This is a genomic window from Nostoc sp. (genome assembly GCF_036919495.1).
Taxonomy (GTDB): domain Bacteria; phylum Cyanobacteriota; class Cyanobacteriia; order Cyanobacteriales; family Nostocaceae; genus Nostoc.
Window position 1 is genome coordinate 96,538 of the sequence record NZ_JBALBZ010000170.1, and the last position, 13,942, is coordinate 110,479.

Annotated in this window: 12 protein-coding genes and 1 pseudogene; 9 read left to right on the plus strand and 4 right to left on the minus strand. The window is 44.2% G+C overall.

The features are described 5' to 3' along the window. Positions 1 to 113: 113 nt before the first annotated feature. Entirely contained in the window at positions 114 to 977 is an 864-nt protein-coding gene (locus V7K25_RS24265) for a cyanophycinase (protein WP_100898664.1), read from the plus strand. Between the two features lie 465 nt (positions 978 to 1,442). After that, positions 1,443 to 4,148, plus strand: coding sequence for a cyanophycin synthetase (gene cphA, locus V7K25_RS24270; protein WP_335161341.1), 2,706 nt, complete (start codon positions 1,443 to 1,445; stop codon positions 4,146 to 4,148). Between the two features lie 45 nt (positions 4,149 to 4,193). Here the strand turns inward: cphA and tatA are convergent, their stop codons facing one another. Beyond that, on the minus strand, positions 4,194 to 4,367 hold the full coding sequence (gene tatA / locus V7K25_RS24275) for a twin-arginine translocase TatA/TatE family subunit (RefSeq protein WP_100902930.1): 174 nt from the start codon (positions 4,365 to 4,367) through the stop codon (positions 4,194 to 4,196). A gap of 235 nt (positions 4,368 to 4,602) precedes the next feature. Continuing rightward, positions 4,603 to 6,027 (minus strand): serine/threonine protein kinase, encoded by a 1,425-nt coding sequence (locus V7K25_RS24280; RefSeq protein ID WP_335161343.1) that lies wholly within the window; start codon positions 6,025 to 6,027, stop codon positions 4,603 to 4,605. Between the two features lie 94 nt (positions 6,028 to 6,121). On the opposite strand from V7K25_RS24280, the gene cbiT reads away from it, so the two are divergent. Beyond that, complete coding sequence (gene cbiT, locus V7K25_RS24285; protein WP_335161345.1) at positions 6,122 to 6,724, plus strand: precorrin-6Y C5,15-methyltransferase subunit CbiT; 603 nt, start codon at positions 6,122 to 6,124, stop codon at positions 6,722 to 6,724. Positions 6,725 to 6,739: 15 nt separating this feature from the next. After that, positions 6,740 to 7,621: a phosphatidate cytidylyltransferase gene (locus V7K25_RS24290; RefSeq protein WP_322650399.1), complete on the plus strand. Its 882-nt coding sequence runs from the start codon at positions 6,740 to 6,742 to the stop codon at positions 7,619 to 7,621. Positions 7,622 to 7,965: 344 nt separating this feature from the next. Here the strand turns inward: V7K25_RS24290 and V7K25_RS24295 are convergent, their stop codons facing one another. Beyond that, positions 7,966 to 8,679: an LmeA family phospholipid-binding protein gene (locus tag V7K25_RS24295; RefSeq protein WP_335161348.1), complete on the minus strand. Its 714-nt coding sequence runs from the start codon at positions 8,677 to 8,679 to the stop codon at positions 7,966 to 7,968. A 133-nt stretch (positions 8,680 to 8,812) separates the two neighbouring features. Here V7K25_RS24295 and V7K25_RS24300 point away from each other — a divergent pair, with 133 nt between their 5' ends. Together V7K25_RS24300 and V7K25_RS24305 are read left to right on the plus strand one after the other, a co-directional pair. Further along, complete coding sequence (locus tag V7K25_RS24300; protein WP_335161350.1) at positions 8,813 to 9,571, plus strand: pseudouridine synthase; 759 nt, start codon at positions 8,813 to 8,815, stop codon at positions 9,569 to 9,571. 29 nt (positions 9,572 to 9,600) lie between these two features. Next, positions 9,601 to 10,422 (plus strand): helix-turn-helix domain-containing protein, encoded by an 822-nt coding sequence (locus V7K25_RS24305; RefSeq protein WP_335161352.1) that lies wholly within the window; start codon positions 9,601 to 9,603, stop codon positions 10,420 to 10,422. 140 nt (positions 10,423 to 10,562) lie between these two features. Here the strand turns inward: V7K25_RS24305 and malQ are convergent, their stop codons facing one another. After that, the gene (gene malQ / locus V7K25_RS24310) at positions 10,563 to 12,071 is read right to left on the minus strand and encodes a 4-alpha-glucanotransferase (protein ID WP_335161354.1); all 1,509 of its coding nucleotides are present in this window, start codon (positions 12,069 to 12,071) and stop codon (positions 10,563 to 10,565) included. A gap of 172 nt (positions 12,072 to 12,243) precedes the next feature. On the opposite strand from malQ, the gene V7K25_RS24315 reads away from it, so the two are divergent. The 3 genes and pseudogenes from V7K25_RS24315 to V7K25_RS24325 all read left to right on the plus strand — a co-directional run bounded on the left by V7K25_RS24315 (position 12,244) and on the right by V7K25_RS24325 (position 13,799). Then, on the plus strand, positions 12,244 to 12,675 hold the full coding sequence (locus V7K25_RS24315) for an NUDIX hydrolase (RefSeq protein ID WP_335161356.1): 432 nt from the start codon (positions 12,244 to 12,246) through the stop codon (positions 12,673 to 12,675). 157 nt (positions 12,676 to 12,832) lie between these two features. Then, positions 12,833 to 13,431, plus strand: a pseudogene (locus tag V7K25_RS24320) (Rid family detoxifying hydrolase); the annotation flags it as partial. A gap of 155 nt (positions 13,432 to 13,586) precedes the next feature. Further along, complete coding sequence (locus tag V7K25_RS24325) at positions 13,587 to 13,799, plus strand: hypothetical protein (RefSeq protein WP_335161358.1); 213 nt, start codon at positions 13,587 to 13,589, stop codon at positions 13,797 to 13,799. Positions 13,800 to 13,942: the final 143 nt, after the last annotated feature.

Here is a 13,942-nt window from a genome sequence, read left to right on the forward strand (position 1 = left end):
TTACCCAGTTGCAAATTTCCAAAAAGTGTCCTCTCGAAAGTTGCAAAGCGCAAAAATCATCTGGCTTCTGAACCTTGTTAAATTCACCTGAAGTTGTTGACAGGAGAAACACAATGCCGCAATTACAAGCTAAATCGCTAGAAATGAGGACACCCCAAGCAACTAAAACCGCCGTTCTGGTTATCGGAGGTGCAGAAGATAAAGTTCACGGGCGCGAAATCCTACGAACTTTTTTTGGACGCGCCGGTGCTAGTAAGGCTTATATTACAATTATTCCATCTGCCTCTCGCGAACCTGCCATCATCGGTGGTAGGTATATTCGCATTTTTGAAGAAATGGGTGCTCAGAAGGTAGAGATTTTAGATATCCGCGAACGGGAACAGTGTGAATCTTCCCAGATCAAAGCATCCTTAGAAGCCTGTAGTGGGGTATTTTTGACAGGAGGCGACCAGCTGCGTCTCTGTGGTGTATTGGCAGATACACCAGCAATGGAAATTATTCGGCAACGGGTGAGGGCGGGGCAACTAACCTTAGCAGGCACGAGTGCAGGAGCAGCAGTGATGGGGCATCACATGATTGCTGGCGGCGGTAGTGGAGAATCGCCAAATCGTTCCCTAGTTGATATGGCAACGGGTTTAGGGTTTATTCCCGAAGTAATCGTTGACCAACACTTTCACAACCGTAATCGCATGGGGCGGCTGATAAGTGCGATCGCAGCTCATCCCGATCGCTTAGGTATTGGCATTGACGAAGATACTTGTGCAGTATTTGAACGTGATGGTTGGTTACAAGTTATGGGTAAAGGCAGTGTCACCATTGTTGATCCCACTGAAGCCACTCACACCAACGAACCCCATGTCGGTGCTAATGAACCGTTAACAGTACATAATTTACGTCTCCATATCCTCAGCTACGGAGATCGCTTCCACTTATACCAGCGCACTGTATTGCCTGCTGTACACCGAATCTCCAGCTGACGGGATAAAGTATCTGAGGTTACACTGAGTTGGCCACAAATTTTAGATTTTGGATTTTGCAAAAAGTTGTAAGGAAGAGCCACTGCGTTGCGCGGGTTCCCCGCGTTGTAGCAAGTGGCGTTGGTTTACCGACCTAGCAAGCTTTTCAAGACGGATTTTAGATTAGAAGAGCTTTTTGGCAGATGCCGCCAAGTGGGCGAAACCAATCTAAAAAACTATCAAGAACTCGTTAAGCCTTTGCGATCGGAAATCTAAATAAGAGAGCTAAGTACCCTAATTGTCTCTTTTAATCCAAAATCATAAATCTAAAATCCTGTTAGAGGTTGATCGCACATTTATTTCTTGTTGTAAAAAAATGATGAGAATAGTATGTAAAAAGAAAAAACTGTTTCCAACGAACAGTTTAGCGGTCAATTCCAGTAAGAAACTAGAATTTTGGTTCCGAATCTCCATCTACCTATTCCCATGAGAATCCTCAAGATCCAGACCTTACGCGGCCCAAACTATTGGAGCATTCGACGCCACAAGCTGATCGTCATGCGCCTCGATTTAGAAAACCTTGCCGAGACGCCCTCGAATGAAATCCCTGGCTTTTATGAAGGACTAGTTGAGGCGCTGCCGAGTCTGGAGGGTCATTATTGTTCTCCTGGCTGTCGTGGTGGTTTTCTGATGCGAGTCAAAGAAGGCACTATGATTGGTCATATCGTAGAACACGTAGCCCTAGAACTCCAGGAATTAGCTGGTATGCATGTTGGCTTTGGTCGCACCCGCGAAACTGCCACACCCGGAATTTATCAAGTAGTGATCGAATATCAGAATGAGGAAGCGGGACGCTACGCTGGACGAGCCGCAGTACGGTTGTGCCAGAGTATCATTGATCGAGGCCGTTATCCCAAGGCAGAACTAGAGCAAGATATCCAAGACCTGAAAGACTTCACCCGTGATGCTTCCTTAGGCCCCTCCACTGAAGCGATTATCAAAGAAGCAGAAAAAAGAGGTATTCCCTGGATGTCTCTGGAAGCCCGCTTTTTAATTCAGCTGGGCTACGGCGTGAATCAGAAGCGGATGCAGGCCACAATGACGGACAACACCAGCATTCTGGGTGTAGAACTAGCTTGCGATAAAGAAGCTACTAAACGCATCCTCGGTGCTGCTGGTGCGCCAGTACCTAGAGGTACAGTGATCAACTTCTTAGACGATTTGGAACAAGCCATTGAATTCGTTGGCGGCTATCCCATCGTCACCAAGCCAGTGGATGGCAATCATGGACGAGGGATCACCATTGATATCAGAACTTGGGAAGAAGCTGAAGCCGGATACGAAGCTGCCAGACAGGTTTCCCGCTCAATTATTATCGAACGGTATTATGTTGGACGCGACCACAGGGTACTAGTGGTAAATGGCAAAGTAGTCGCAGTAGCCGAACGCGTCCCCGCTCATGTCATTGGCAATGGCAGATCAACTATCTCCGAACTGATTGAGGAAACAAACCTTGACCCAAATCGCGGTGAAGGACATGATAACGTCCTAACCAAGATTGAACTAGACCGCACCAGCTACCAACTCTTAGAAAGACAAGGCTATACCCTAAATAGTGTGCCACCCAAAGGAACCCTTTGTTATCTCAGAGCAACGGCAAACTTGAGTACAGGTGGTAGCGCCGTAGACCGTACCGATGAAATTCACCCAGAAAATCTCTGGTTGGCACAACGGGTAGTCAAAATTATCGGTTTGGATATCGCCGGACTCGATATCGTCACCACGGATATTAGCCGTCCTCTGCGAGAAGTTGATGGCGTGATTGTCGAAGTTAACGCCGCTCCCGGCTTCCGAATGCACGTTGCCCCAAGCGTGGGTATCCCCCGTAACGTCGCTGGCGCAGTGATGGATATGCTGTTTCCCAACGAGCAATCTGGACAAATCCCCATCCTTAGTATTACTGGTACTAACGGTAAAACCACCACTACTCGACTACTAGCACATATTTATAAGCAGACGGGCAAAGTAGTAGGATATACTACTACCGATGGAACATATATCGGTGATTACTTAGTAGAAGCTGGGGATAACACAGGCCCCCAAAGTGCCCACGTCATCCTCCAAGATCCCACAGTAGAAGTAGCAGTACTGGAAACGGCTCGCGGTGGCATTCTCCGCTCTGGATTGGGCTTTGAAGCCGCAAATGTGGGAGTAGTATTAAATGTAGCTTCCGACCACTTAGGAATCGGCGATATAGATACCATTGAGCAGTTAGCTAACCTCAAGAGTGTAGTAGCAGAAGCCGTATTCCCTGATGGCTATGCGGTACTTAATGCCGACGATCGCAGAGTCGCCGCCATGTCAGAAAAAACTAAGGCTAATATTGCTTACTTCACAATGAACCCCGACTCGGAATTGGTGCGAAAGCATATCCAAAAGGGGGGAGTAGCAGCAGTATATGAAAATGGCTATTTGTCAATTGTTAAAGGTGATTGGACACACCGCATAGAAAGAGCAGAAAATATACCTTTAACAATGGGCGGTCGGGCGCCGTTTATGATTGCAAATGCTTTAGCAGCAAGTTTGGCAGCATTCGTGCAAAACGTCACTATTGAGCAGATCCGTGCTGGTTTGAAAACCTTCCGGGCTTCAGTTAGTCAAACGCCAGGACGGATGAATTTATTTAATTTAGGTAACTACCACGCTTTAGTAGATTATGCCCACAATGCAGCCAGTTACGAAGCTGTAGGTTCCTTTGTTCGGAATTGGACTACAGGGCAACGGATTGGCGTAATTGGTGGCCCAGGCGATCGCCGCGACGAAGACTTTGTTACATTGGGCAAATTAGCAGCACAAATTTTTGACTACATCATCGTCAAAGAAGACGATGACACACGGGGACGCTTACGGGGTTCAGCCGCCCAGTTGATTATTCAAGGGATCACCGAAGTTAAGCCTGATAGCCGCTATGAATCGATTTTGGATGAAACCCAAGCGATAAATAAAGGCTTAGATATGGCTCCTGATAACAGTCTGGTGGTAATTTTACCAGAAAGTGTTACACGAGCTATTAAGTTAATTAAGCTGCGTGGTTTAGCCAAAGAAGAGACACACCAACAAAATACTGGCACACCTGTCATCGATTCTCAAAATGGAATAGCACCTTCTTCTGTTGTTAATACCTTGCTGTAGTCAGGAGGAGTCAGTGTGCTGACTCCTGTATTCTGATTACTTTTATTATTGTTTTTCTTCTTCCTGATTGGTTTCGTCACTGGGAGTTTTCATCTCCTCCTTAAATCCTCGTAGGGTTTTGCCCAGGGCGGTTCCCAGTTCGGGAATTTTTTTTGGGCCAAAAATTAGAACAGCGACTATGGTAATTACAGCTATTTCTGGCCATCCCAGTCCAAACATATAAATTTCCTCTAAGGCTTCTGTAATTAAATATAGACATTGATGGCTTAAATCTGATGAGTTCGCCATTGATAAGCGTTCAACTGGGTTGCATAAGCAAGGTATAAATAAAAATAAGTGTTTTTTTCCTCAAAAACTTTTGGCAAAGCAACTTGGCATAATCGCTAATAACCCAAGTTGTGAGTTATGGATTCAAGCGATCGCTCCAGCAGACAACTGACAATGATTAGCTCAACTAACTTCCCATTGGATTGGTAATTGGCAAACCTAACCACTCACTTAATTCATGAGCTAACCATTCAAGTTCTACTTCGGATTTAATACCGACATCGTTGCCACTAATTTGATATTTTTGTAATCCTGAGCATATATATAATTGTGCTGGAACGGCAACTCTAGTGCCTTCAGAGTCTTTAGTGAAATGTTTTGGAATGTAAACCAACTTATTAACACTTTGCCTTGGGGATGGCCGGGGACGCTCAAAGTTCCAACTAAACAACTCCCTGCTTAGGGAAATTTGTTCTGCATTCAGACGTAAGCAAATGCGTCCAAACAAATTAAAGATAAATTTATACACCATCAGAAAGCCAGCACTCCAAAAAGGAAGTGAGAACAAGGCAAAGGGGATGTTAATAGGAAAAGGGGCTGAGAGAACTCCAATTGTCCAAAATAGGATAAATGAATTCCAGGCGATCGCAAATACACCTGTGAATACTATTGATGGATGGAAACCAGCTGGGGGAATGATAATTTCTAGAGAATCCCAATTTTTGGTCAGTTGAATCTTGCTCCCGTCTGGTTTGCTGGTAACTAAAGCAGGTAAGTTAGTCGCTTGTGGTTTCTCTAAGGCTGCGTAGGCGGAGCCCGTCGTAGACATCGCACCAGCAGCAGAACTAAAACGCTTTTCTAAACTAGGTTCAATCATCCACTTTAGCCAATTGCTAAAGCTGGGACTCACATTAGCCACTTGTTCAAACTGAATGCGAAAATCCTTTTGCGGTAAATCGGCTGGGTGATTACCCGTCATTAAATAAATTAAGGTTGCGCCTAAACTATAAAGGTCAGATGCTGCAACAGTACGTCCGCCAAATTGCTCTGGTGGCATATAGCCATAAGTTCCTACCACAGTTCTTGTCCCGGTTTCGGTGGCGAGGACTGTCTGAACTGAGCCAAAATCTACCAAATAAACTTGACCGACACTATTACCAGAACGCTCCCCTAATAAAATATTGCTAGGCTTAATATCACGGTGAATTACAGGCGGATACAGCCCATGTAGGTAAATAAGAATCTCTAAAAGTGCTTTGGCTATCTGTTTGACTTCAGCTTCTGTAAAAGTTCGCCCACTTTGTAAATATTCCTCTAAAGTTTTTGCTCTTATATAAGTTTGTACTAAGGCAAATCCTTTGATAGTTGGTAAATTTACCTCAAAATAGTTTAAATACTGAGGAATTAAGGGATGTGACAAAGATTTTAAAGTTTCAGCTTCTCGCTCAAACAGCTTGAGTGAATCCCATTCAAAGTCATCACCAAAAGAGAGTAACTTAATGACAACTAATTCCTGAGTGTGCAAATCACGAGCTAATAAAGTCCGCCGCCCTGCTTTTTTTCCTAATAGCTGCTGAACTTCGTAGCGTTCGCCTAATATTTCGCCGATCATTATGGTTTCTTCTAATGCTACGGTTGAAAAGTTTTTAGAGCTTATAGCTTTTCAATTTGGCAAATCTATATCTTTAGTATAATTGCGTAGTTCTATGCCCTCCCAACTTTGGCCTTATATTACCCCTGGTATTCCCGATGAATTGTTTGAAAATTTGCCAGGAATTCCCCTGAGTCAGCGAGAAGTCCGACTACTGTTAATTGCCCAACTGCGACTAAAATCAGATTCTGTGTTGTGGGATATTGGCGCAGGGACGGGTACAATTCCGGTAGAGGTGGGGCTATTGTGTCCAGGTGGAAAGATTATTGCTATAGAAAGGGATGAAGAAGTAGCTAATCTAATCAAGCGTAACTGCGATCGCTTTGATGTTAAAAACGTCGAAGTAATTGAAGGTAGCGCCCCAGAGTGTTTACACGATCTTAAAGTTACACCTCACCGCGTTTGTATTGAGGGAGGACGCCCCATTCAAGAGATTCTGCAAGCAGCATGGAATTATTTGCCCCCATCCGGTCGGGTTGTAGCTACAGCTGCTAATCTAGAAAGTCTGTATGCTATTTCTCAGAGCTTTTCTCTGTTAAGGGCAAGAAATATCGAAGTCGTCCAGTCTGCCGTTAACCGCTTAGAGACGCGTGGCTTTTCTCAAACCTTTACCGCCGTTGATCCCATTTTTATCCTTAGTGGTGAGAAACTAGACTAAATCCAAAATACTTCTATGCCTTGGTCTCGGATTATTAGTGGAATTGTTGCGATCGCTCTTGCTCTTTCTGCAACCCTTTTGGGGGGTTGGTACTTTACCATCATCTTTGCGGTTATCATCTTTTTGGGTCAACAGGAATATTTTAATTTGGTGCGAGCCAGAGGCATCGCTCCTGCTGCTAAAACCACTATGGCTGTCAGCCAAGTTTTGCTGGTAATTTGTACCCTTGATGGCAGTTTAGCTGACGCTGTAATGCCAATTGCTGGCACACTTATTTGTTTTTACCTGCTGTTTCAGCCCAAATTTGCCACGATCGCTGATGTTTCCGCTTCTATTATGGGGCTATTTTACGTAGGTTATTTGCCGAGTTACTGGGTGCGATTACGAGCAATTGATACTGCTGCTTTTAGCAATCTTCCTTTCGGGGGTTATTGGCCCACAACCTGGACAGATTTCTGGGAAAAGGCAAATTCTGCTTCTTTACCACAAGGTTTTACAGCAACACTGCTGACTTTTTTGTGTATTTGGGCAGCCGATATCGGCGCTTACACTATTGGCAAATTTTTTGGGAAAACCCGTCTGTCTGATATTAGCCCGAAAAAAACTGTAGAAGGTGCTGTCTTTGGCATTACTTCAAGTATTGCTGTAGCCATAGCAGGAGCCTATTATTTGCACTTGCCCAGATCCCCCTTCACTGGTTTAGCATTGGGTTTGCTGATTGGCATTGCTAGTCTTTTGGGGGATCTTACTGAGTCTATGCTCAAGCGAGATGCTGGAGTCAAAGATTCTGGGCAGTTAATCCCTGGCCACGGTGGTATTCTAGACCGTACTGATAGTTATATTTTCACTGCTCCTTTGGTTTATTATTTTGTGACATTGCTGTTGCCGCTACTGTAGCGGTTTTCAGTAACAGTTAAAGTATTGCACTGACCGGCATCCCGCCCGGAACTTAAGTTCCGGGCTGATAGCTCAAGTCCACTTAAGTGGACTAAAATTCTTGTTTAGTCCTCTTGAGAGGACTTAAGCTATTAGCCTTGGAATTCTATTCCGAGGCGCGATCGCAACCAAGCGCAGGATTGTCCCCCTGAGAGCCTCTACATCATTTAAAATAATGTAAGCTGTTACATATATAACTTGCATTATCAGGGCGGGCAGGATGCCCACCCCACAATCATCTTGAAAAAATATTAGTGCAAATTAAAGGCGCAACAGCTTATTAGCATTTATTTAATTTCTAATCTTCAAGGGTTAACGTTAATCCGCCCACGACACACTAGCTTGCCTGGGATCAGCGTTAGTTCTTGGATATCGACATCTGAGCCAAGATCGAGATTGTACTCATGATTGTCCTCTAATATATCTCCCTGGTCGGGCTTGATTTTTATATGTGCGAGTTGCAACTCATGCCCACTGAGTAACTGTGAGCTTAGACAAATCTCTAGAGGAGTTGTTTTACTATTGGTTACTCTTATGCCTCGCAGTATAATTTGGTTATTATCAAGGATAATTTCTTGCCAATTTATTGATTGTGACTTTGAGCAATATGTTGGTAAAACCTTAACCAGCAAATCGCTCAAAGCATTAGATAATAAGTTAGATGAGAGAGAAGCATTGAGATCCTTCTCGTCTACGATCAAATCGCCAACTACTGGTACTGTTTCTAACAGTCGTAGCGGTTTTCCCTTGAGTACCGAGCCGATATTTATCCGAATATTTTCCGCTATTAATTGAATTTGTGTAATTAGGAGACCTTGATAAATTGCATCAGTAGCAAAAATAGATACCGACGGGATACGCCCAGAGAGAATTTGGCGATCGCTCGCTTTAATCTCTACTTCTAATGCCGATATTTGGCTCACTTGCGCTCTCAACCAGAGCTTTAGGGCTGTTGTGAGTACCTGCGTAATTATGCGGATTTTGTTAGCATCTGTTGTCTTGGAATTTTGCTCTGGCATCTAAGGAATCTATTTATGAATATTTGCTTAACAACCGAACAGAAATTAAATAAGTCTTAAATGTAACATTTATGTCTACTGGCTACAAAATGCAAATATCATTTAATTGTTAACAGGAAATAAGCAATTCCACATGGAGGCACGGTTACAAAAAATTCTCGCTCAATGGGGTATCGCCTCACGTCGTGAAGCCGAAGAAATGATTAGGCACTCACGAGTGCGGATAAATGGGGTATTGGCACATTTAGGTCAAAAAGTTGATCCCGAAAAAGATGCGATCGCTATTGATGATAAGCCTGTATCTAAAAAGCAGCGTCCGGCTTTAATATATTTATTGCTGCACAAAGGAGCAGGTGTGGTTTCGACTTGCTACGACCCTCACCGCCGACCAACAGTCCTGGATCTACTACCGAAAGAATTACGGGAGGGTACAGGTATTCACCCAGTTGGGCGTTTAGATGCAGATTCTACAGGAGCATTAATCCTGACCAATGACGGAAATCTGACATTTGGACTAACCCATCCCCGGCACAGCATTTCCAAAACATATCGTGTTTTGGTAGAAGGACACCCTCCTGAAGCAGTACTGAAAATGTGGCGTCAGGGTGTGATGTTGGAGGGTAGAAAAACCAGGGCCGCTAAGGTACAGCTAATAGAACATCGTGGCGAGCAAAGCTTTTTAGAAATAGTCTTGCAGGAGGGAAGAAATCGCCAAATTCGCCGGATAGCTCAACAGTTAGGATACCCAGTAATCAAACTGCATCGGACTGCTATCGGCCCAATTCAATTACAAACTCCAAAAGAACCTTTTTTGGCAGAGGGTAAATATCGTTCCCTCAAAAATCATGAAATTTACTTTTTGCAAGATCAGATTACACAACCTAATTATTGATTCTGTGGAGTTAAGGAGTGTCAGTAGGCATGAAATGGCTAAAAAAGAAGAATAATAATAACCAGCCATCAATTTCATTAGAGCAACAACGAGCCGAAAAGTTGGCAGAAATGGGCGCTCAACTTTGGGCATTGCGTCAAGAACAGGGATTATCTCTAGAACAAATGGTTGCATTAACTAGGATTCCCCGGCGATTATTGCAGGCGATCGAAGAAGGTAATTTAAACGATCTGCCAGAACCAGTCTATATCCAGGGTTTAATCAGGCAATTTGCCGATGCACTAGGCTTGAATGGAGTAGAATTTTCTGGCACTTTTCCGATTAGTTCTGCACAAGTGAACCCTCAAGGTATGGGGAATAATTCACCCTTCGATCAACTACGTCCGATTCATCTTTACTTTCTTTACATATTGCTAATTGTATGCTCTGTAAATGGCTTATCTCAGTTATTAAATAACGCAGTACTACAAGCAAGTACAAGTAATAATCAAAATCAGCCATCCCCAAAACAAAAGTCCATTGTTAAACCAGAAATAGCCCAAGTAAAAGAGTCAGTGGAGGTTCAATCAGTTAACGATACCCTTAGCGCCGTCCAACAGGGAAAGGCTGTACAGATTGGTGTCACTTTGAAAGCGTCATCTTGGATTCGCGTAGTAGCCGATGGCAAAACCGAGTTTGAGGGTACTCTCCCAGAGGGAAGTCACCGGATTTGGAAAGCCCAACAGCAACTCACAGTGAAAACTGATAATGCTGGTGGCGTGTTAATGAGCGTCAATCAAGAGAAAGCCAAGGAAATGGGAGAACCGGGGAAAGAGGAAGAAGTTAGAATTGCTGCAAAACCTAAGTTTTGAGATGAGGGGGATGAGGGAGATGAGGGAGATGAGGAGGATGAGGGAGATGAGTGGGACAAGGAGACAAGGGGGCATTTACTCCCCCATCTCCCCCTGCTTCCCTCATCTCCTCCTCCCTCATCTCCCCCTGATCCCCTGCCTTATTGTGCTTCCGGGGCGCGTCCATTGAGTCTGGTGAGAACTTTCAAGCGATCGCCTAATTCCTCTCTCAGCGCTCCTTCTTGATAGCGCCACTCCCAGTTACCCTCAGCAATACTAGGAAAATTCATCCGCGCTTCGTTTCCTAATCCCAAAACATCTTGCAAGGGAATAATCGCTTGGTTGGCTATGGAACTCAAAGCTAGGCGAATTAAATCCCAGTGGATGCCTTCAGGACTAATACAACCTAAATAAAGCAATAGGTTTTGCTTTTCGTTGTCGTCGGCTGAATTGAACCAGCCTATAGTTGTATCATTATCGTGAGTTCCGGTATAAACTACAGCATTGTGCCGATAATTGAATGGTAAAAATGGATTAGCGGAATCAGCACCAAAGGCAAATTGCAAAATTTTCATCCCCGGAAATTCATACTTGTCTCGTAGCGCTTCTACCCCTGGTGTAATTACTCCCAAATCTTCTGCTAAGACGGGTAGCTTGCCTAACTTTTCCCTAATCACTTCAAAAAAAGCATCTCCAGGCGCTTCCACCCATTTACCATTGATGGCAGTTTGTTCACCTTGCGGCACAGCCCAATAAGCCTCGAAGCCCCGGAAGTGGTCAATGCGAATTATATCTACATAATCCAGCATTGCCTCAAAGCGCTGTACCCACCACTTAAAGTCTTGTTTTTGCAATTCCTCCCAGTTATAAACTGGGTTGCCCCACAATTGACCGGTGGCGCTAAAGTAATCTGGTGGGACTCCTGCCATTTGGGCGGCAGCTCCTGTCTGTTCATCTAGACAAAAGATGTTGGGATGCGCCCACACATCAGCACTATCATGAGCTACGTAGATGGGGATATCGCCGATAATGTCAATGCCGCGCATATTGGCGTAGCTTTTCAGGTCTGACCACTGCCGGAAAAACTCAAATTGGACGAACTTGTAATAAAAAATCTCTCCGTTAAGCCGACTTTCTACCTGAGCTAATGCTTCGGGTTCGCGCTTGACAAATTCTGGCTCCCATGTATTCCAGCTTGCATTTTTGTGGTCATCTTTCAACGCCATAAATAAAGCGTAATTATCTAGCCAATAGGCTTTACTGTCGCAAAAACCTGCAAACTCATTTTTTTGGATGTCCGTAGCATTCACTTTAAAGTTTTCACAGGCTTTTTTGAGTAACCCAATCTTAATTGGCACAACCTGGTCGAAGTTTACCTTTTCTACCGGAAATCCTGGCAAGTTAGCAAAGTCTTCTTCAGTTAGCAAACCCTCATCTCGCAGTTTTTCTGGGCTAACCAGCAGGGGGTTTCCCGCCATTGCCGAGTAGCACATATAAGGGGAATTACCGTATCCAGTGGGCCCCAAGGGTAGAACTTGCCAATATTGTTGATGGGTATCTTTAAGAAAATCGATGAAGCGATAGGCTTCTAAGCCTAAATCTCCAACGCCAAATCGGCTGGGAAAGGAGGTAGGATGCAGCAAAATACCACTGGATCTAGGAAAGGGCATATTTAACCTGAATTATGAGAGGGAGCAATTATCTGATGGACACGCTATGCGATCGCATCGAATTTATCACGGAACAGCATTTGCAGGGTAAATCAAGTAAACTCATCTTGATTGTCCTTTGTCTTTAGTTGTAACTAATGACAAATGACTAATGACCAATGACTAATTAACTATGACTTACCGAAATCCTGCACCGACAGTTGATATCATCATTGAACTAGTAGATCGACCTCATCGGCCAATAGTGTTAATTGAAAGACATAATCTACCCTTAGGTTGGGCTATTCCTGGTGGTTTTGTGGATTATGGCGAAGCCGTGGAAGTGGCGGCGCAGCGAGAAGCTGAGGAAGAAACGGGTTTGCAGGTGGAGTTAGTTGAACAATTACTAGTGTATTCTGACCCACATCGCGATCCGCGTCAGCATACCATTAGCATTGTGTTTTTGGCGACAGCTACGGGGGAACCGATCGCTGGGGATGATGCTAAGGGTGTAGGAGTTTTTGAGTATTGGCGTGTGCCTGGTAATTTATGTTTTGACCACGATCGCATTCTGCGTGATTATTGGCGATATCGGCATTATGGGATACGTCCAAGGTTGGGGTAAGAGGAACGAACCACGAAGGCGCGAAGGGCGCGAAGGAAGAAAAGAGAAGAATACCTGTGACACAAAATTTTTGTGATTATACTGTGTCAGTGGTATTTAAAGGTGCATTATGGACGCTGAGGAACTTTTAGAGAAATACGCCGCAGGACAACGGAACTTTCAAGGAGCAGATTTGAGAAAGGCAAATTTGAAGAAAACAAATTTGACAAGAGCTGACTTGACTGATGCTACTACTTACGGATGGCTAATTGAGGATGCTGACTTCAGTCGTGCAATAATGCCAGATGGAGAAGTCTACAAACCGATCGCTTCTCAGGTAGAAATCGGTAAACAGGAAACATCTTAGAGAAAGTAATATCTATGACCCGTAAAGTAATTAATACTGATAACGCACCCGCACCAGTGGGCCCTTATAATCAAGCGATCGCAGCTTCTGGTAAATTTGTATTCGTCGCTGGACAAATTGCCATCGATCCCCGCCTTGGTGATGTCGTCTATACTGATGATGTCAAAAAGCAAACTGAGCAGGTATTAGCTAACCTTGAAGCCATCCTCACAGCATCTGGTGCGACTTTCCAAGACGTGGTGAAGACCACTGTCTTTTTGGCTGATATGAACGATTTCGCGGCGGTGAATGCTGTATATGCTAAATATTTCCCGGAAGATACAGCCCCAGCGCGGGCTTGTGTGCAGGTATCGCGCTTACCTAAAGATGTGTTGGTAGAAATTGATGCGATCGCTGTAATTAACGGTTAGTGGCAATGTATTCACAAAATAAGTCTATAACTCTACAAACAAACTAGGCTTTGTTATCGGTAATTACAGCAAAGCCTTGCAAGCATCAGTGCCAGCCTATCCCCAGCAGATAAAGAAGCAGTCATGCAGGCGATCGTCGCGGTCAAACTCACCTGATGCTTAAGCTATATAATGAAGCTCTTGCAGATTTCAACCGCGTTATTAACTTAGATTCTGACAGTAATTGGAAACTGTATAATCGCGCTTTAACCTACCTGGCTCTTAACCAACCAGACAAAGCACGGGCTGACTTAGCACTTGCCATCAAGCTTGCTAAAGAGCATTACAAAAAAGATCCCCCCAAAACTGGCGTAATGCCTTTAACTTAGCTCTTTACTATTTAGCTGCTCAATATAATCAACCAGCAGAGCAGTCATATCGCTATGTTTTATCTCAAGGTGCTTCCTTAAAGCGTGTCCATGCAGCTATCCAAGACCTAAATGACTTTTTAACCGTATTCCCTAACCATGTG